Source organism: Actinomyces sp. oral taxon 170 str. F0386, assembly GCF_000195595.1.
Taxonomy (GTDB): Bacteria; Actinomycetota; Actinomycetes; order Actinomycetales; family Actinomycetaceae; genus Actinomyces.
This window is the reverse complement of sequence record NZ_GL882573.1, coordinates 42,825-60,891: the sequence shown is the minus strand read 5'-3', so window position 1 is coordinate 60,891 and position 18,067 is coordinate 42,825. Positions and strand designations below refer to the sequence as shown.

The 18,067-nt window shown below is 62.0% G+C and carries 12 protein-coding genes; 4 read left to right on the top strand and 8 right to left on the bottom strand.

Annotation, left to right across the window (positions count from 1 at the left end):
* Positions 1-9: 9 nt before the first annotated feature.
* The 7 genes from HMPREF9056_RS11815 to HMPREF9056_RS11790 form a co-directional block, all read right to left on the bottom strand.
* A complete protein-coding gene (locus HMPREF9056_RS11815) occupies positions 10-1,611 on the bottom strand; it encodes a DUF5129 domain-containing protein (protein WP_009746954.1) in 1,602 nt (533 codons plus the stop codon).
* A gap of 111 nt (positions 1,612-1,722) precedes the next feature.
* Entirely contained in the window at positions 1,723-3,342 is a 1,620-nt protein-coding gene (locus HMPREF9056_RS11810; RefSeq protein ID WP_034514529.1) for a DUF5129 domain-containing protein, read from the bottom strand.
* Between the two features lie 95 nt (positions 3,343-3,437).
* Positions 3,438-5,012, bottom strand: a complete 1,575-nt coding sequence (locus HMPREF9056_RS13855) for a DUF5129 domain-containing protein (protein ID WP_253270030.1) — start codon at positions 5,010-5,012, stop codon at positions 3,438-3,440.
* A gap of 166 nt (positions 5,013-5,178) precedes the next feature.
* Positions 5,179-6,726 carry a DUF5129 domain-containing protein gene (locus HMPREF9056_RS13850; RefSeq protein WP_009746951.1) on the bottom strand — a complete coding sequence of 516 codons (1,548 nt, stop codon included), beginning with the start codon at positions 6,724-6,726 and terminating at the stop codon, positions 5,179-5,181.
* Positions 6,727-6,824: 98 nt separating this feature from the next.
* Entirely contained in the window at positions 6,825-8,465 is a 1,641-nt protein-coding gene (locus tag HMPREF9056_RS13845; RefSeq protein ID WP_087942274.1) for a DUF5129 domain-containing protein, read from the bottom strand.
* A 153-nt stretch (positions 8,466-8,618) separates the two neighbouring features.
* Positions 8,619-9,695 (bottom strand): DUF5129 domain-containing protein, encoded by a 1,077-nt coding sequence (locus HMPREF9056_RS11795; protein WP_314210635.1) that lies wholly within the window; start codon positions 9,693-9,695, stop codon positions 8,619-8,621.
* 233 nt (positions 9,696-9,928) lie between these two features.
* On the bottom strand, positions 9,929-10,327 hold the full coding sequence (locus HMPREF9056_RS11790; RefSeq protein ID WP_034514525.1) for a RidA family protein: 399 nt from the start codon (positions 10,325-10,327) through the stop codon (positions 9,929-9,931).
* A gap of 681 nt (positions 10,328-11,008) precedes the next feature.
* On the opposite strand from HMPREF9056_RS11790, the gene HMPREF9056_RS14220 reads away from it, so the two are divergent.
* The 4 genes from HMPREF9056_RS14220 to HMPREF9056_RS11775 all read left to right on the top strand — a co-directional run bounded on the left by HMPREF9056_RS14220 (position 11,009) and on the right by HMPREF9056_RS11775 (position 16,807).
* The gene (locus HMPREF9056_RS14220) at positions 11,009-13,102 is read left to right on the top strand and encodes a hypothetical protein (protein WP_009746945.1); all 2,094 of its coding nucleotides are present in this window, start codon (positions 11,009-11,011) and stop codon (positions 13,100-13,102) included.
* Between the two features lie 13 nt (positions 13,103-13,115).
* The gene (gene pgm / locus HMPREF9056_RS11785; protein ID WP_009746944.1) at positions 13,116-14,798 is read left to right on the top strand and encodes a phosphoglucomutase (alpha-D-glucose-1,6-bisphosphate-dependent); all 1,683 of its coding nucleotides are present in this window, start codon (positions 13,116-13,118) and stop codon (positions 14,796-14,798) included.
* A 102-nt stretch (positions 14,799-14,900) separates the two neighbouring features.
* Positions 14,901-15,431, top strand: coding sequence for an N-acetyltransferase (locus tag HMPREF9056_RS11780; protein WP_009746943.1), 531 nt, complete (start codon positions 14,901-14,903; stop codon positions 15,429-15,431).
* A 197-nt stretch (positions 15,432-15,628) separates the two neighbouring features.
* Positions 15,629-16,807: a YwiC-like family protein gene (locus HMPREF9056_RS11775; RefSeq protein ID WP_172635269.1), complete on the top strand. Its 1,179-nt coding sequence runs from the start codon at positions 15,629-15,631 to the stop codon at positions 16,805-16,807.
* A gap of 65 nt (positions 16,808-16,872) precedes the next feature.
* Here HMPREF9056_RS11775 and hisC read toward each other — a convergent pair whose 3' ends face one another.
* Positions 16,873-18,030 (bottom strand): histidinol-phosphate transaminase, encoded by a 1,158-nt coding sequence (hisC, locus tag HMPREF9056_RS11770; protein WP_009746941.1) that lies wholly within the window; start codon positions 18,028-18,030, stop codon positions 16,873-16,875.
* Positions 18,031-18,067: the final 37 nt, after the last annotated feature.

The window sequence follows — 18,067 nt, the reverse complement described above, 5'->3', positions numbered from 1 at the left end:
TCCCCCGGCTCAGAAGCTCGAGGAGGAGCCCGCCCCGGAGAAGCCGCCGCCGCTGTAGCCGCCGGAGAAGCCGCCTCCTCCCGAGAATCCGCCACTCGGGGTGAAGGTTGACGCCGAGCTGTAGCCCGTCACCAGGGACGAGACCGGGGCGAAGGAACGGAAAGCCACATTGCCGAAGCCACTGAGGCCGGCGATCGCCGGCGACGCCGAGTTGACGCGGATCGTGGCATGGGGGTCGTACTTGCCGTAGCTACCGCCCAGGGACCAGGAGCCGCTGTAGGCCGCGTACTGACCGGAGCTGCGGTAGCTGTCGAAACGGCGACGACGCTCATCGGCGTACCGCGAGGTATCGACGTCGATGGCATAGCGAGCCAGGCCATCGGCCTCCCCATGGGTGGCGTCGGCGATCCGGTCGAGCTCGTCGAGAGCCTGAGACGGCTGGAGCCTGCCCGCCGAGAGGTCCATGGTCATGTGGTAGAGGCGCTCATGAAACCAGCGAACCTTCTCCCGCGTGCCCATCGTGTTGACCGGCAGCCTCCCGGAGGAGTCGATCTGCTGGCACAGGGTGGTGAGCGCCTGGAGATCCTCCAGGACCGGGCCCTGCTCGTTGTACCAGGCCTGCTCCCAGCCGCGGTCCTGATTGAGGAAGGTCGCGGTGTTGGCGACGACGTCGTCGAGCGTGTCCAGCGCGGCCGAACGTCTTCGCAGGTCGGTCGCTCTCTGGAGCATGGAGAGACCGAACCACTGGGTGCCCCGGGGGCGGCCGAAGTCCTGCCAGGACCGGGCCAGGCTCTCGTACTCGCCGCGGAACCAGCGGTAGCGGGCCATGACCTGCGCCCCGTGGGACTCCTCGGCAGGGATCCGCTGGGCGTGCTGTTCAGTGGCCCTGTAGTCATGGGCGACCTGCGAGTAGTGGCGCTGCGCCTCGCCGGCCCGACGGCGGGCCGTGAGCCCTCGCCACAGGTAGACACCGACACCGGCGGCACCGATCCCGGCGACCGGGAAGGACAGCTGCAGGAAGAAGGCTCTCAAGTCGCTGCGAGGCCTACCGACGTACTCCGTGGACTTACTCCCCATGGAGAACAGGCCCCCGGCCCAGTCCTCCTGCTGGAACTGGGACTTGGCGGCGTCCTGGATGCCGGTCTCCTGGCTGCTCATCACCTTGACGTCCTCACCGAAGTAGCAGCCCACCTTGCGCGAGTCGGGGGCGACCGCCAGGATCACCAGGCCGTCACTCCAGTACTTGGGGTTCGACGCCGAGATCCACGGGACGTCAGTGTCACCCTCATGCGAACGGGCGTACTCCAGCACCGAGTCATTGAGGTTGGAGACGTCCTCACCCGGCACCGTCAGGACGGCCACGTGGACCTGCTTGCGGAACTCCAGGTTCTTGAGCCTGTCGCTCAGCGCTGTGCTGTCAAGCACCCCCGCCTCGTCCTGGACCTCGACCGTGGGCCGGTAGGTGGCCACCGCCTCCTTCTTCGACGGCCAGAGCAACACGATCAGCGGTGAGAGGACCAGTGTCAGGCCCAGAACCATGACGGCGGTGAAGGCCACCACCGAACGGGTTCCGCCCGAGCCTGTGGCGGGGTTCTGCTCCAGCTGCTCCATCCGAGCCTCACCTCCCTACTGACTGGCAGTTTTCAGTACCGATAGTAGCGAGGTCCCGGCGACCCCGGAGCCGGGCAGAGACAGCGCAGACAGGAGCCCGGCCGCCCCGGCTCAGAAGCTCGAGGAGGAACCGGACCCGGAGAAGCCGCCGCCGCTGTAGCCGCCGGAGAAGCTGCTTCCCGAGGAGCCGGAGCTGCTCGACGGCGTGTAGGAGGAGGCCGAGCTGTAGCCCACCACCAGGTCGGAGACCGGGGTGAAGGAGCTGAAGGACCCACCGGCCCCGGAGCCCGAGCCGGACGAGTCGATGGCGGAGATCGCCGGGGAGGAGGGGTTGAGGCGAATCGTCGAGTGCGGGTTATAGCTGCCGTGTCCCCCGCCCAGGTACCAGTAGCCGGCGTAAGCGGCTTCCTTGGTCGAGTCCGAGTCGTCGTAACGCCGACGGCGCTCGGTGGCGTACCTGGAGGTGTCCGCGTCAATGGCCTCACGCGCGAGTCGGTTGGCCTTCGTCCTCGTCTGACTGGCGAGCTCATCGAGCTCATCGAGCGCGGCCGAGGGCCGGAGCGATCCGTCCTCCAGCTCGGAGGTCATGTCGTCCAGGCGCTGCTTGCGGGAGCGGACCCACTCCCGCTCCTCCTTGGTGCGTTCGGCGATCGAACCGTTCTCGGCGACGTCGGAGCTGTCGATCTCGTGGCACAGCCGCCGCAGCGACTGCAGGTCCTCCAGGACCGGCCCCCGCTCGTTGCTCCAGACGCGGTCCCAGCCGCGCGACAGGCTCAGGAAGGTCGCGGTGTTGGCGATGACGTCGTCGAGGGAGTCCAGACCCTCGGAGCGCTTCTCCAGCTCGGTGGCCCGTTTGAACGACGACGTGCCGAACCACTGGGTGCCATGGGGGTTGCCGAACTCCGCCCAGGAGCGGGTGACCTCCTCATACTCATCGAGGAACCACCGGTATCGGGCCATGACCTGGGCGCCGTGCGGCTCATCCTCAGGGATCGTGCCGGCCATGAGCTCGGTGGTCTCGTAGTCGTGGGTGACCTGCAAGTAGTGGCGCAGCGCCTCACGCGCCCGACGTCGCGCCGTGACGCCACGCCACAGGTAGTACACGAGCCAGGTGACGCCTGCAAGCGCTGAGATTCCGGGCAGGATGTAGGTCATGACGATGCCACCGCCACCGACCCGGCCGACGACGTCCGCGGTCTTGGCCGCCATGGAGACGGTGCCCCCGTACCAGTCGGCCCGGCGGTACTGGTCCTTGGCGGCGTCCTGGATGGCTGCCTGCTGATCCAGGGTGACCGCGACATCCTCACCGAAGTAGCAGCCCACCTTGCGTGAGTCGGGGGCGACCGCCAGGATCACCAGGCCGTCGCTCCAGTAGTTGGGGTTCGACGTCGAGATCCACGGTACGTCAGTGTCGCTCGCGTGCGAACGGGCGTACTCCAGCACCGAGTCATTGAGGTTGGTAACGTCCCAGCCCGGAACCGTGAGCACGGCGACGTGGAGGTCCTGACGGAATCGCATCTCCTGGATCTTCTTGGCCAGCGGCTCGGTCCGGAGTATTCCGGCCTCGTCGTGGACCTCCACGGCGGGGCGATGGCTCCCGCCGAAGGGCCAGATCACCATGATCGGCAGTACGGCGATGAGGGCAAGGCTCACCGCGATATTGGCGATGAAGGCCGTCACTGACCGGATTCCGCCTAAACCGCCTCTACAAGACTGTTTCATGTGATTCATCCACACTTTCCTTTCTTTCTGCGGAAGTAGGGTGTTGAAGGCCGCGATATCCTGGCGGGGCCACCGAGGTAGAAGACTGATCCTATCGAGCCGATTCAGAAGCTGGACGACGATCCAGTTCCGGAGAAGCCGCCTCCGTCATAGCCACCGCTGCTGGACGAGCCACTTGATCCGGAGCCGGCACTGATATCCGAAGGAATTGCGGCCGAGTAACCGACGATGAGACTGGACACCGGCGTATGACATATAGGTCCTCCTGAGCTCGAGAACTGATGCCGTACGACACCGTCGGTCACATCACCAGCACCGCCATCAACTCCCATTAATACGGCCACGTCAGGAGTTCCGGGATTAACGCGAATCGTTGTCCTGGGATCATACTCTCCCTTGCTACCAGCGATCTCCCACTTACCTTCATAACGAGACATAGTATTTGCTGGCGGCTCTGACTTCATCTTCTCGTATCGACGCCGGCGCCTTGAAGACCCTCTCGACCCATCACTCTCAACTATCCTGGCCATCAAGCTGTCCACTCGGACGCGCACACCATCAGAAATTTTGTCTAACTCGCTGAGCGCCTGCGACGGAGTAACGCTCCCCTCCCTGAGACACGCAGGTAGTCTTCTCAAATGCTGCAGGCAGAGAGCCGCCCACTCTCGCTCCTCATCTCCGTCCACAGCCACCTTCGACCTCTGAACCTCCCGGCACAGATGCACGAGGGCCTGAATGTCCTCCATGACCGGACCGCACTCGTTATCCCACACAGCAGGCCAGTCCGATGCCCTTGAGAACAAGATCGCGGCGTGTGAGACGATGGTCTCAAACAACTGCAATGCTTCCGACCGTTCCTTCAGGTCATTGACACTGCGTCGAGTCGCTCCGACGTACCACTGGAAACCATAAGGTTCGGGCAGCTCATTCCACATCCGGCTGACCTCTGTGTACTCACTGTCGAACCATCGACACCGAGACAGAATCAGAGCGCCATGAGTATTATCATCGGGAACGAGTGCAGCGCGTGAGATCGTTTCTTCGTAACCATACACCACCCGGGAGAAGGTCCGACGGGCAATCATATACTTCTTACTGGTATTGGGCCCGCTCCACACATACCAAATGAGCCAAACAGTCGCAACGCCTCCGACACCAAGCAACGTCAGCAAGAAGACAGTCCTTTGCGGGGTGTTGCCGTTCGCAATAAGATCAGCACTTCGCTCCGCCATCGACTTGACACCGCCATTCCAATCCTTGGCACGGAAGTGATCCTTTGCTGAATCCTGAATATCGGCCTGCGACTCTTGCGAAATTTTGAGATCCTCACCAACATAGCACCCCACTTTGCGGCCATCCGGAGCAACAGCAAGGATCAGCAAACCGTCGCGCCAGTAGTTCGGATTGTCCTTAGATATCCACGGACTGCCAGCCATCTGAGTCTCCGCGTACTTAAGGACCTCCGCATTGAGGTTCACCACATTCTGTCCAGGAACTGTGAGAACGGCAAAATGGGTCTTCTTTCTGAAGCGTACTTCCTTCAGATCCGCCTCAAGATCATCAACGTCAAGAGCATTCGCTTCATCATGAATCTCAACAACTGGCTCGTAACGTGGCGCATGTTTTTGAGAGTACCAGTTGTCCACAACGAACGGAGAGGCCACGAGAATCGACGCCACACCGACATGAATAAAAAATGACAGAACTGCCCGAAATCCACCGAGACCAACTCCCACCGCATTCCGCATCGCTATCCTACTTTCGTCAAGTCGCACTATCAACGAACGGCACAACGAAGACCGTCACTATCGAGTGAAAATAGATGAATAACCGGCTCCCCTTCACTCAGAAACTCGACGAAGAACCTGCTCCGGAAAAGCCGCTACCAGAACCGTAACCGGTAACGCTCGAACCACTTCCACCGGAGAAATCGCTCGCTCCTCCCGCACCGCCACTCAGAACCTGGACATACCTCGATGAGGCGACATAATCCGACAACAGATGAGCCACGGATACCACAGCATCGAAGGGAGTTTCATCGTCTGAGCTGATGGCGCACGCTCCCGGCGAGTCCGCGTTCACACAGATCGTGGACGCAGCATCGTAGCGTCGAAAAGCGTTGTCAACGGCCCATGAGCCACCGTAAGCCTTTCCCGACCTCGAACGCTGCCGCTTATTGAAATGCTGAATCCGAGAGGAAGCACGCCGAGACGCCTTCGCCTTCAAGGCCTCTCTGGCCAGGCTGCGAGCCTCCGCCTTGGAAGCATTCGACATGATCGTCAGCTCATCAAGCGCAGCCGACGGCGAGCATGATCCGCTTTCCATTTCAGACGTCACCTGGGCAACACGCAGGCGCCACCAGCGGATCCAGTCACGAGTCTGAGAGGTATCCACCTTCACCCGTGAGGAGTCGATTTTCGCGCACATCCGCTCAAGCGACTGCAGATCCTCCATCAGTGGCCCGATCTCATTGTCCCAGACGTCCTCCCACCCTGGAGACATCGTTAGAAAACATGCTCCGTTGGATACCGCGTTCTCGAGGGATTCAAGATCACGGGACCGAGTCCTCAGGGAAAGCGCCTGCTTTACCGTACCCGTCTGGAACCACTGTGCTCCCGCAGGAGAGCCGAAGTCGTTCCAGGCACGAGTGACATCCTCATACTCGTCGCAGAACCAGCGATACCTGGTCAAAATCTGAGCCCCATGATCCTCCCCGTCAGGGATCATTGACGCACGCAGCTCAGTCGCATCATAATCGTGGGTCGTGTTCGAGTAGCTGCGCAGCGCCTCCTTCGCAAAACGGCGAGCCATGAGCCCTCGTCGCATGTAGTAGACGAACCACACCGCTCCACACACTGACAACGCACCCGGGATCACGATCTTCGTCAATAGGCCGCCAGGAGGCCTCCCAATCAGGTCAGATGACGTCTCCGCCATGGAGATCATCCCTCCATACCAATCGGATTCGGAGAATCCATCCCCGCCAGCAGCGCGAATCACGTCCTGCTGAGTCAGTGACACTTTAACGTCCTCTCCGAAGTAGCAACCCACTTGTCTTGGGCCAGGAGCGACTGCGAGAATCATGATTCCATCAGCCCAATGATTCGGATTTGATTTTGATATCCACTCCGACGCGCCCCCGCCGTGCTGTCGAGCATATGTCAGAACTGCCTCATTAAGAGACGCCTCATTCATTTTGGGAATGGTGACCACAACGATATGCACTTCTTTTCGGAACTCCATCTTCTGGATCTCCGTCACCAGTGGAGCAACCTGGAAGAGATGAGCATCATCGCGAACATCTACTGTCGGATGATAACTTCCCCCGAACGGCCAGAACCACATGATCGGAAGCAATGAGACAAGCACCAGGCACAGGACGATATTGGTCACGAATGCCACAGTCGCTCTTAGCCCTCCAATCTTGCTCAGCATCGATGATCGCACCGCCAGTGCATCCTTTCACTGATAGAAGCTGGTTCCGAATCGACTCAGAAGCTGGATGACGAGCCGGCTCCTGAGAACCCACCTCCGTCATACCCTCCGGAGAAGCTGCTTCCTGAGTATCCTGATGACCCGTCTCCGCCCGAGAACGACGAGGACTCCGAGGACGCAGGTGCATAGGACACTGCGGATGTGTACCCCACGACCAGATCAGACACTGGGGTGAAGGCACTGAAGGATCCCGCACCGCCCCAGTCCGACGAGGATGCACTGTCATCAACAGCAGATGCGGCCGGAGAGTCGGAGAAGAGGCGAATTGTTGAGTGAGGGTTGTAGCTACCGCTGTCACCAGATAACAACCACTGCCCTGCATAGGCAGAATCATGTTGTGAAGACAATGATGAGAGGTAACGCCGCCTACGTTTTTTAGCATACTTGGATGTATCGGCATTCACTGCACGGCGCGTCAGATCCAGAGCCTTGTCCTGAATTGATTGCGCTATGCTCTCCAGCTCGTCGAGCGCAGCAGAAGGATTCATCCTGCCAGTTGCCAACTCTATCCCCATATCATCCAGGCGCGCGCGCTGATCCCTGACCCACTCACGTTCCTTCCTCACACTCAAAGGCACGTCCCGAGACGCGGAGATCGTGTCGCAGAGTTTTCTCAGCGCCTGCAGGTCCTCCAGCACCGGCCCCTGCTCATTCTCCCAAGCCTTCTCCCAGGTGGATGACATGTTCAGGAGAGACGCAGTGTTGGAGATTGTCTCACTAAGAGACTCCAGCGCGGCAGAGCGCTTTTTCAATTCCGATACACGCCTCAGCATTCTCCAGGAGAACCACTGAGGACCGCGAGGACTTCCGAAGGCTTGCAGATCCTTGGTGATGCTCACGTACTCCTGACAGTACCATCGGTATCGCATCCTCACCTGCGCACCATACGGTTCGGTTTCAGGAATGGTGCGCGCGTTCAGTTCGGTCTCATCATAACCAAAAGCAACCCGAGAGTAGCTCTCCGTCACTTCCTTCCCAACAGCTCTTGCACGCAGTCCGCGGCGCAGATACTTCTGGAGCAACCAAGCTCCTATCATGGCGACCGGAGCCGGGACGATCAAGGTGGTCAACCAGCTCCCTTCAGCAGGGCGCCCCATGAGGTCAGCCGCCTTCTCCGTCATCGCCACGACCCCATCGCCCCAATCACGGTTGTTGAATTGCTTTTTCGCGGCGCTCTGGATCGACGCCTGATTACTCAAGGACAGGCGTACATCCTGCCCGAAATAGCACCCCACCTTCCTGGAATCGGGCGCAACTGCAAGAATGACAGTGCCGTCACTCCAGTAGTTGGAGTTGGATGAGGAGATCCACGGTCTCGGAGCATCCTGATGGGTGCGCGCATACTTGAGCACCTCGGCATTGAGGTTCTCAATCATGTACCCGGGCACTGAGACAACAACGACGTGAACGTCTTGACGAAAACCTATGTCCTGTATCTTCTCCGCAACCGTGTCAGACGAAAGGATATGAGCCTTATCGTACACCTCCACCGTCGGGTTGTGTGTTCTACCGAACGGCCAGAACCACATCACTGGAAGGGACAGGATGAGGGCAAGAAACACCGTCACATTGAGAATAAAATTCAAAGAAGAGGTAAACGCCTTCAGAACCCGGACAATCGATCTCAACACATTCATCTCTTTTCAAGCGGATGACGATGCCATCGCGAGCCAACATGTTGGGATCCCCGCCGATTATTCAGTTCTGTATTCACTTCTGTAATATTCATCGGTTGTATTCGTTTCTGGGATTCGTGGGGTTGGACTCCTGACGTGCAGTCGCACCGAGTATCAGGAGCCTGGGAACGTCCCGTCCCCGAGGAAGCTCACGCGGGCCGTCGCATACGAACGGGGACCGGTGCGAACGCCAGCCGGGTGCCAGTAGCCGGCGTTCCTCCCAGATCCGATGACGCCCGGCAAGCTGCGGGCACTCGGCCGGCGGGGCGCTCCGACGTCGAGAGCGTTGAAGGGCGGCCCCGCACCGGCCGCGCGGAGCGACAGGCCGCTCACCGACCGGTGGACGTCGGCCGCAATCCAGCTGAGCTCATCAAGTGCCGCCGAGGGCTGCAACCGGCCGGAGGACAACTCGGCGGTCATCTCGGTGAGACGCTGGTGGTGGGCCCGGACCTGTTCGCGCGCCTCGACCGTGCCACCGGGCGCAAAGGCGTGGAAGTCGATCTGCTGACACAGTCCCAGTAGCAGGTCGAGATCGCGAAGGACCGGCCGCTGCTCGGCGTGCCAGAGCCGCTCCCATCTGGAGGACAGGGTGAGGAAGGCGGCGTTGCCGGCAATGACGTCATCAGTCGAGTCCAGCGCGACCGAGCGCCGCTCGAGCTCGGTGACTCGCTTAAGCATCCCCGGATCGAACCACTGGACACCCCGAGGGCTGCCAAGATCCTGCCAGGAGCGGGTCAGGCTCTCGTACTCGTCACGGAACCAGTGGTAGTGGGCCATGACCCGAGCACCATGGGACTCGTCCTCCGGGATGAGGCGGGCCTGGAGCTCGGTGGCCTCGTAGTCGTGGGTGACCTGCGAGTAGTGGTGCCGAGCTCGCTCGAGCAGGCGGCGCGCGGAGAAGCCACGCCACAGGTAGTAGGCGATCCCGCCGGCACCCGAGAAGGCCAGCAGCATCGAGGCAGGTAGAAGAACGGGAGCCCAGAGCACCACGGCCACCGGTGAGAGTATCGCTGCCGCACTGACGGTCATGATGACACCGAAGGTCAGCAGCGAGCGGATCCCGCCGAGGCGAACGATGAGGGGCAGGTGCGTGCTCGGCATCATCTTCCTCTCATGGCGCATCGAAGCAGTGTTGTGGCCGGCCGGCATCTGGGTGGCCACCCGGCGTGGCCCATCCTTCCTCTCGGCCACGCCACCTGCCATGGGGAGAGCAACACGGGGCGCCCCCGTGAAGAGAACGCCCCGTGGAAGCGGAACCGTGAGAGAGCCTAGTGAACGGGACGGCCCAGTGGGAGGGTCCAACGCCCTACACCGGAAGGGGTGGCGCCCCGTTCAGACGGACAGGCCGGCCTCTGCACGTACAGCCGGCGTCGACCGCGACGGCTCTCAGCGGTGGGTCCGGGGCGGATCGACTCGGGACAAGCTCAGGCCCGGGCGGCGATGGCCTCGATCTCGACCCCGGCCCCCAGCGGGAGGGCGGCGACACCGAAGGCGGCCCGGGCCGGGAGGGTCTCGCCGGTGAAGTAGCGGGCGTAGACCTCGTTGACGGCGGCGAAGTCGGCGATGTCGGCGAGTAGGACCGTGGTCTTGACGACGTCGTCGTACCCGAGTCCGGCCTCGGCCAGAATGGCACCCACGTTCTTGAGGACCTGCTCGGCCTGGGCCTGGATGTCACCCTCGACGAGGGCGCCGGTGGCCGGGTCGAGCGGCACCTGACCGGAGACGAAGACGAGCGAGCCGGCCTCCTGACCGGTCGAGACGCCCTGGGAGTAGGGGCCGACGGCGGCGGGGGCGCTGGTGGTGGCGATACGGCTGACGGTCATGGTTCCTCGTTCCTCCTGGGCGCCGGAGTCCGGTCGCGTTGCTGGGTCGTTGCTGCGGGCAGCGCTAGGGCCGCGCAGCAGCACGGCGACGAGCGCCCGGGCCAGACTACCCACGCGCCCCATCCATCGGCACCGGCAAGCCGTGCCGCCTTACAACGGCAAAGGCAACCGGCCAGACAACCAATCGAGGCGTCGGAGCCGACGCCGGACCTGGACCAAGCCGATCGAGAAGGTACCTTCACATCGAGGAATGCGTGTTCCCGCAGATGACTGACGGTGGGCCGTAGTAGTTTGCGCCAAAGCGCAGTCCTCGCGGCGAAAGTACGTTCCTGACCAGATCCAGCGCGGCCCGGCGTCACCGTTGGTCCACCTCACTCCGCTGAGCTCCTCGTTCCTCGCCCTACAACAGTCAAGTAACATCAATCCCCCTCAAGATCCACCACCTAAGACTAAAAGAACTTCCATATACGCCGAACGATCCAACAATTTCAGTATTCATGGATTTCAAACTCCCAACAACGCCGCGCATGAACTATACTTAGGTGCCTGAGACTGAAGACAGTTCATGGCGCAACACTTGAAAGATTGACGTTCACTTCAGTTAGAGATTTCAAGTGAGTTTTTGACATCTGCACCTCAAGGTATTGGCATTTATCTGCCACCTCGAAGAACGGAGCTAAAATGCGCAGTCAGCATGCAATTCAGAAGGCAAAACGAAAGAGGCAACGCAAGCATCACCACGATCAATCTACCAACTCCACAAAAGCAGAGAACAAACCGTTTAACGCCTCCATATTGCTTGTTCATGGGATAGGGAACCAAAAACCGAGTGAGCTGCTCGACAAGTGGGGAGAGTCTATACTTAAAGAAATCAACTATCTAAGTTCACAAAAGGGATGGAAATGTGATTCGCAGATTATTAACGAAACCACAGTAATTTCTCTAACGAAGAACGAAAATTCTTACACAATCTCATTGTCAGAATGCATTTGGTCCAACAAGTTCAAAAGACCCGAACGTAGGGAAATGGCCTCCTGGATCCTAGGAAGGTTACCTGCACTTTTATTACTATTGCTACCTGACAGCCGGGACTTCAATAACTTACTTGGCAACAGTGATATCGTCTCAAATATTCGACTTGCAGCCAATTTCATAATTCGACTATTTTTGTTTGTTGGAATAATTTCCTGGGCAGCTTGGGCGCTTAACAGCATTTCGCACAACACAATTGGATATATTGCATTATGTGTGCTAGGTTTAGTAATTTTATCACTTGGTTTTACATTCCATTCACATTGGAATTTCGCTGGCCATGTCAAGGTAGCTTCCGACCTCAATTCAAAAGAGGCCAGCAGAATCACTGAAATAGTGCGAAACAAAATCGAGACTACACGTCTTCAATCACTTAATGCTAATATTGTGGCGCATTCTCAAGGTGGCCTATTATCCCATGATGCACTCGCTCACAACAGCGACGCCGAGACCTCCCACCTACGTCTCTTTGGTATTGGTTCCGGCATACGTCCGATCACACTCTTCCGAGTGCTCAAAAATTGGCCTGGAATTATGTTTCTATGGTGCTGGTCTTTACTTGCACTTTCCACCTTTCCCTTACTTCAGATCATATTCTATACTCCTCATGTTCCGCAGTTGTTGCTAGTCGTCCTGAGACTATCAGCGCTCGCAGATTTGTCGTTTCTCACAATGCGAAAAATCCCCACTGAGCTGTACTTAGAGACGTTATCTCAACTGCCAAAACCAAGACTATTGGATATTTTTAACTTTAGTTCTATCTCCCCTGCTCTGGTTATAGTGTTCTTTATTTCGATAACCGGCATTGTAATCGCTTCGCGTAAATTAAAGGCACATACAAGACATATTGACGACATCCCCAACATTGAGTGGGTAGAGATCACAACCCCCCACGATATTGTGGGTCGTTTCGCTTTCCCGCCTTTACCTTCAAGAGTACGAGAGATTATCGTTCCTTCAGAAGGAAATCCGCTTTTCGATCATACCCACTACTTCAAGAGGGGCGCTCTCGTTCCTCGTATCATCGCAGCTTCGACACTCAGTGATCTAGGAATTCTCTCTATCGACGATGGCATATCTAGGTACGAGTCAGTTTCCAAATCTTTCTTAGAAATAACACGAAAACGCTGGAGGTTGGTGTCTTTTATTTCTCTGGGAGCAACATTTCCATTTATTCTTGTCATGTCAATGCTTCCTCCAAATATTGCAATATTAATATTCACCTCTATGTTATTCTGCTTCATATCAATCCCATTGCGATTCGGACAGTACGTAGTGAATCATCTAAGACGGGAAGCAGATATACGGCACGCCACGGAGAGGGGGAAGAACGTATTTCCGCCTTCATCGGCAGTTTTCTACTTTAGTGTGATACCGTTACTGATTTCAGGTGGACTTGGATTATTAGGCGGCTTTCAGTGGAAGTTGCTTATTGATGCAAAATATCTTCCTTTCTCTCTTACTCCATTTTTATTTTTAGCTGTCTCTTTCATTCACCTCATTTGGGCTGCCATCCTTGCATCCAATTACAAACCCAAAAAAGTCGTTCTGTTTCTAGTTTCCGCAGCACCAATTCTATGTCTATTTTTCATAGATAATGAAATACGATCGCCCAATATTTTACCGATAGGATTGGCTCATAGTCTCCTTTTCCTGGCATCTTCCTCGTTGGTGAACTGGGTGGCTCCATGTCTGACAATGTTTCGCACAGCGAAACGGGCTGATTCAACCAGTGGCACGTGACACACTGAGCCCCATGCACGCACGCGCAGGACAGCCAGCACAGCCCGAAGACCTCATCGACGTCGACGAGGTCGTCTCCGCCTACTACGACCTCGTTCCCGACCCCGCCGTCCCGGCCCAGAAGGTCGTCTTCGGTACCTCCGGGCACCGCGGCTCCTCACTGGACACAGCCTTCAACGAGGCCCACATCGTGGCCACGACCGCCGCCATCGTGGAGTACCGCCGCTCCCAGGGCACCGACGGCACTCTCTACCTGGGGCGCGACACCCATGCCCTGTCCGAGCCGGCCTGGCGCACCGCCATCGAGGTGCTCTCGGGCGCCGGCGTCATGACCGCCGTCGACGCGCGCGGCTCCTACACGCCCACGCCGGCCGTCTCGCACTCCATCCTCCTCGCCAACGGCGCCGGCACTGCCGCCGGCGTGCGCACCACCGGGCCGGGCCTGGCCGACGGCATCGTGGTGACGCCCTCCCACAACCCGCCGCGCGACGGCGGCTTCAAGTACAACCCGCCCACCGGCGGCCCGGCCGGCTCGGACGCCACCAGCTGGATCGCCGACCGCGCCAACGAGCTGCTCGCCTCGGGCTGGCAGAACGTCCCCCGAGTCCCGATCGCTGAGGCACTCGACGGCCCCTACGTCATCAAGCACGACTACCTGGAGACCTACGTCGCCGACCTGGAGAACGTCATCGACCTCGACGCGATCCGCGAGGCCGGCGTGCGCATCGGGGCCGACCCGCTGGGCGGCGCCTCCGTGGACTACTGGGGCGCGATCGGCGAGCGCTACGGTCTGGAGCTCACGGTGGTCAACCCCGAGGTGGACCCGGCCTGGCACTTCATGACCCTGGACTGGGACGGCAAGATCCGTATGGACTGCTCCTCCCCCAACGCCATGGCCTCGCTGCGCTCGACGATGACGCCCGACGCCGAGGGCAGGACCCCCTACGACGTCGCCACCGGCAACGACGCCGACTCCGACCGCCACGGCATCGTCACCCCTGACGGCGGGCTCATGAACCCCAACCACTTCCTGGCCGTGGCCATCGAGTACCTCTTCACCCACCGGCCCGGCTGGCCCGCCGACGCCGCCGTGGGCAAGACGCTGGTCTCCTCCAGCCTCATCGACCGGGTGGCCGCCGCCATCGGCCGCACCCTCATCGAGGTGCCGGTGGGATTCAAGCACTTCGTGCCCGGTCTGCTCGACGGCTCGATCGGCTTCGGCGGCGAGGAGAGCGCTGGAGCCTCCTTCCTGCGCAAGGACGGCACCGTGTGGACCACGGACAAGGACGGCATCATCCTGGCCCTGCTGGCCAGCGAGATCATCGCCGTCGCCGGCAAGTCCCCCTCCCGGCTGCACGAGGAGCAGGTGGAGCGCTTCGGCGCCAGCGCCTACGCGCGCATCGACGCCGCCGCCACTAAGGAGGAGAAGGCCAAGCTCGCCGCCCTGGCTGCCGAGGACGTGACCGCCACCGAGCTGGCCGGCCAGGAGATCACGGCCCGGCTGGTCGATGCGCCCGGAAACGGCGCCGCCATCGGCGGGCTCAAGGTCACCACCGAGGATGCCTGGTTCGCCGCCCGCCCCTCGGGCACGGAGGACGTCTACAAGATCTACGCCGAGTCCTTCAAGGGCGCCGACCACCTGGCCCAGGTCCAGGAGGAGGCCAAGCAGGTGGTCTCCGCGGCCCTCGGCGGCTGACGCAGGCACGGGCCACCGGCACGTCCCCGGCCGCTGCGTCGGGGCGTGCGGAGGCACTGGTGAGTGCTCGACGTCGGGCAGCCGACTGGCCAGAATGCGGGTATGGACACCACCGACTCCACGGTTCTCCACATCCGCACGGCCCGGTCGGCCCCGGCGGAGCAGACTCAGGACGCGGCCATGGCGGCCGCCCTGGAGGCCATCTGCTTCCCGCCCGAGCAGGCCGCCAGCCCGATGACGATCGCCGAGCGGATGACGCACTACGCCGATCACTTCTGGCTCATCGAGGACGAGGGCGGCACGCTGCTGGCGCTGGTCAACGGCCTGTGCACCAACGAGCCCGATCTGAGCGATGAGATGTACGAGTCGCCCACGATGCACGACCCCGACGGCGCCTGGCAGATGATCTTCGGCGTCGCCACGGCGCCTGCCGCCCAGGGACAGGGGCTGGCCACCCGCCTGCTGCGCACCGTCATCGAGACGACGCGCACCCATGGCCGCCGGGGCCTGGTGCTCACGTGCCTCGACGACCTCATCTCCTTCTACGCGCGTCTCGGCTTCGTCGACGAAGGCCTGTCCGCCTCGAACCACGGCGGCGTGCCCTGGCACCAGATGCGACTCGCCCTGGCCTGACCGGCCACACGCCCAACCTCTGGGCGGGGACACTCGACGCCGTCGGGGACGGAAGTCCTGCACCCGCACACGTGGAACGTCCCCGCACGTAAGAAGATGCCCCCGAACGCGCCGACGGCACCCACCGACGTCGAACACCTCCGCCGGCACAGGGTGTCCCCGGCCACACCGAAGGGCGAACGACTAGGGTGATGGGTGTGAGCCAGTCCCGCCCGTCGAGGCCGTCCAAGCACCACGTCGAGCACTCGTCCACGCCCGCCGACCCCGCAGGCCCCACGGAGGCCGCCGGATCGGCGGGGTCCCCTGCGTCTCCCCAGCTCATCACCTCCCCTGAGAGCCCAGCGGCCGCCTCGGCCGACGACGCCGCCCCAACACCACAAGGCACCGCCGCGACGTCGAATAGCACCGACCTGCCGCGCCGCGCCCCCTCCCAGCAGTCCCGGCCGGGCCCGCAGGACGACATCATGCTGGCCACCGGCAAGCCCCGACAGGCCGAGCGCCCCAAGCCCCCCACCCAGGAGCAGATCCGCCGCCAGCCCGGCCGCAAGGCCTGGGTCCCCAACCAGCACGGGGCCTGGTCGATGCTGGTGCTGCCGCCGATCGTCGGCTGGGTGGTGGGCGGCTTCAGCTGGGTGAATCTCCTGTTCCTGCCGACGTGGTGGGGCAGCTACCTCACCTACTGGTCGTGGTCGCAGTGGCTGCGCACCCGCTCGGCCCGCAAGCGCGCCCTCATCATGCTGCCGCTCCTGGTCTACACCGGGTGGACGGCGGCCCTGGCCCTCATCACCCTGCTCGCGGCGCCCTACCTCATCCAGTGGGTGGTGCCGCTGCTGCCGCTGTTCGCCGTCGCGCTGCACCAGGTGTGGCGCGGGCACGAGCGCTCGCTGATCTCGGGGCTGTCGACGACGACGGCCGCCTCCCTCATGGCAGCCGTCACCTACAGCCTGGCGGTGCGCGGCGACGGCGGGTTCCTGGGCCTGGGGACTCCGAGTACCCCCTTGCCGGGGACCTCCCCCAACGGCGCGCTGACGGGCTGGTCCTGGATGTGGCTGGTGACGGCGCTGACCGCCGCCTACTTCTGCGGAACGGTTCCCTACATCAAGTCGATGATCCGCGAGCGCTTCAACTACGTGCTGCTGGCCGGCACGGTGGCGGCGCACGCGGCGGTCGCGGTGGTGTCGCTATGGCTGGCGTCGCGGGGGATGCTGCCGTGGGGGCACGCCGTGCTCTGGGTGGTGCTGACCGTGCGCTCGCTGGTCATGCCGCTGTGGCAGTGGAGCCTGGTGCGCCGGCGCCACCGTCCGCTGCGGCCGGGCACGATGGGTATCGTCGAGGTCGTCATGTGCGTGGCCTTCCTGGTGACCGTCTCGGTCTGACGAGTCGGTACGACGACCCCGCGCCACCTGGCTCATTCGCTCAGGGCCGCCTGGCCCAACCGGACTCAGTGCGCGCCGTGCCAGGCTGCCGCGGCGGCCAGAACCCTCTCGTTGTCCGACGTCGTCCCGATCGAGACCCGCACGCCCTCACCGGCGAAGGGGCGCACGAGGATGCCGGCGGCGCGGAAGTGCTCGGCCAGCGCCATCGTCTCCTCGCCCACGCCGAGCCAGAAGAAGTTGCCATGGGCCTCTGGCACCTCCCAGCCCTGGGTGCGCAGGGAGGCCACCACCCGGTCGCGTTCGGCGGCGACGGCGGCCGAACGCTCGGCCGTGCGGCCTAACTCGGTCTGCCCCAGGGCGGCGACGGCGGCGGTCTGCGCGGGCAGGTTGACCCCGAAGGGCGTGGCCACGGAGCGGATGGCGGCGGCCAGTCCCGGCTCGCAGACGAGATAGCCCACGCGCATCCCGGCCAGGGCATGGGCCTTGGAGAAGGTCCGTGAGACCACGAGGTTGGGGGCCCCGGCCAGCAGAGTGAGTGCGTCGCCGACCTCGGGGGCGGTGACGAAGTCCAGGTAGGCCTCGTCGACGAGGACGACGACGTCGCGCGGCACCCCGGCCACGAGCTCGGCCAGCTCGCGGGCGGTCAGGATCGTCCCGGTGGGGTTATTGGGGGTGCAGGCCATGACCACGCGGGTGCGGGGTGTGATGGCCGCCAGCATGGCGGGCACGTCGTGGCGGGCATCGGGGGTCAGCGGGACGCGCACCGCCCTGGCGCCGGCGACTGCGACGCAGATCGGGTAGGCCTCGAAGGAGCGCCAGGGGATGACGACCTCGTCGCCGGGCTGGCAGACGGCGTCGAGGAGATGCTGGATGAGGGCGACTGACCCGTTGCCGACGACGACCTGCTCGACCTCCACGTCCCACCGGTGTGCGAGTGCCTGTGTCAGGGTCTCACCGGTCATCTCGGGGTAACGGTTGACTCCGGCCACGGCGCGGGTGATGGCCTCAACGACCGCGTCCTGCGGAGGGAAGGGCAGCTCGTTGGAGGAGAGCTTGGCGATCTTCACCGCGCCGGCGGCATCGGGCCGGGCCCCTGGCACGTAGGCGGGCAGGGCGGCGACGTCGGGGCGGATGCGGACCGTCGTCGTGGGCTCGTTGTCCGGGCCGGGAGCCGGGGCCGTCTGGTCCGGCTGACCGGTCGGCGGGGTCGCTGAGGAAGTCATGGTCCCATCCTGGCACCGGCACAGGTTGCCCAGGCAC

Bases quoted from the DNA above. Each gene is read 5' to 3' on its own strand.
- HMPREF9056_RS11780 (WP_009746943.1), top strand. From the start codon at position 14,901: ATGGACACCACCGACTCCACGGTTCTCCACATCCGCACGGCCCGGTCG.
- HMPREF9056_RS11815 (WP_009746954.1), bottom strand. From the start codon at position 1,611: ATGGAGCAGCTGGAGCAGAACCCCGCCACAGGCTCGGGCGGAACCCGT.
- pgm (WP_009746944.1), top strand. From the start codon at position 13,116: ATGCACGCACGCGCAGGACAGCCAGCACAGCCCGAAGACCTCATCGAC.
- HMPREF9056_RS14220 (WP_009746945.1), top strand. From the start codon at position 11,009: ATGCGCAGTCAGCATGCAATTCAGAAGGCAAAACGAAAGAGGCAACGC.
- hisC (WP_009746941.1), bottom strand. From the start codon at position 18,030: ATGACTTCCTCAGCGACCCCGCCGACCGGTCAGCCGGACCAGACGGCC.
- HMPREF9056_RS13845 (WP_087942274.1), bottom strand. From the start codon at position 8,465: ATGAATGTGTTGAGATCGATTGTCCGGGTTCTGAAGGCGTTTACCTCT.
- HMPREF9056_RS11790 (WP_034514525.1), bottom strand. From the start codon at position 10,327: ATGACCGTCAGCCGTATCGCCACCACCAGCGCCCCCGCCGCCGTCGGC.
- HMPREF9056_RS11810 (WP_034514529.1), bottom strand. From the start codon at position 3,342: ATGAATCACATGAAACAGTCTTGTAGAGGCGGTTTAGGCGGAATCCGG.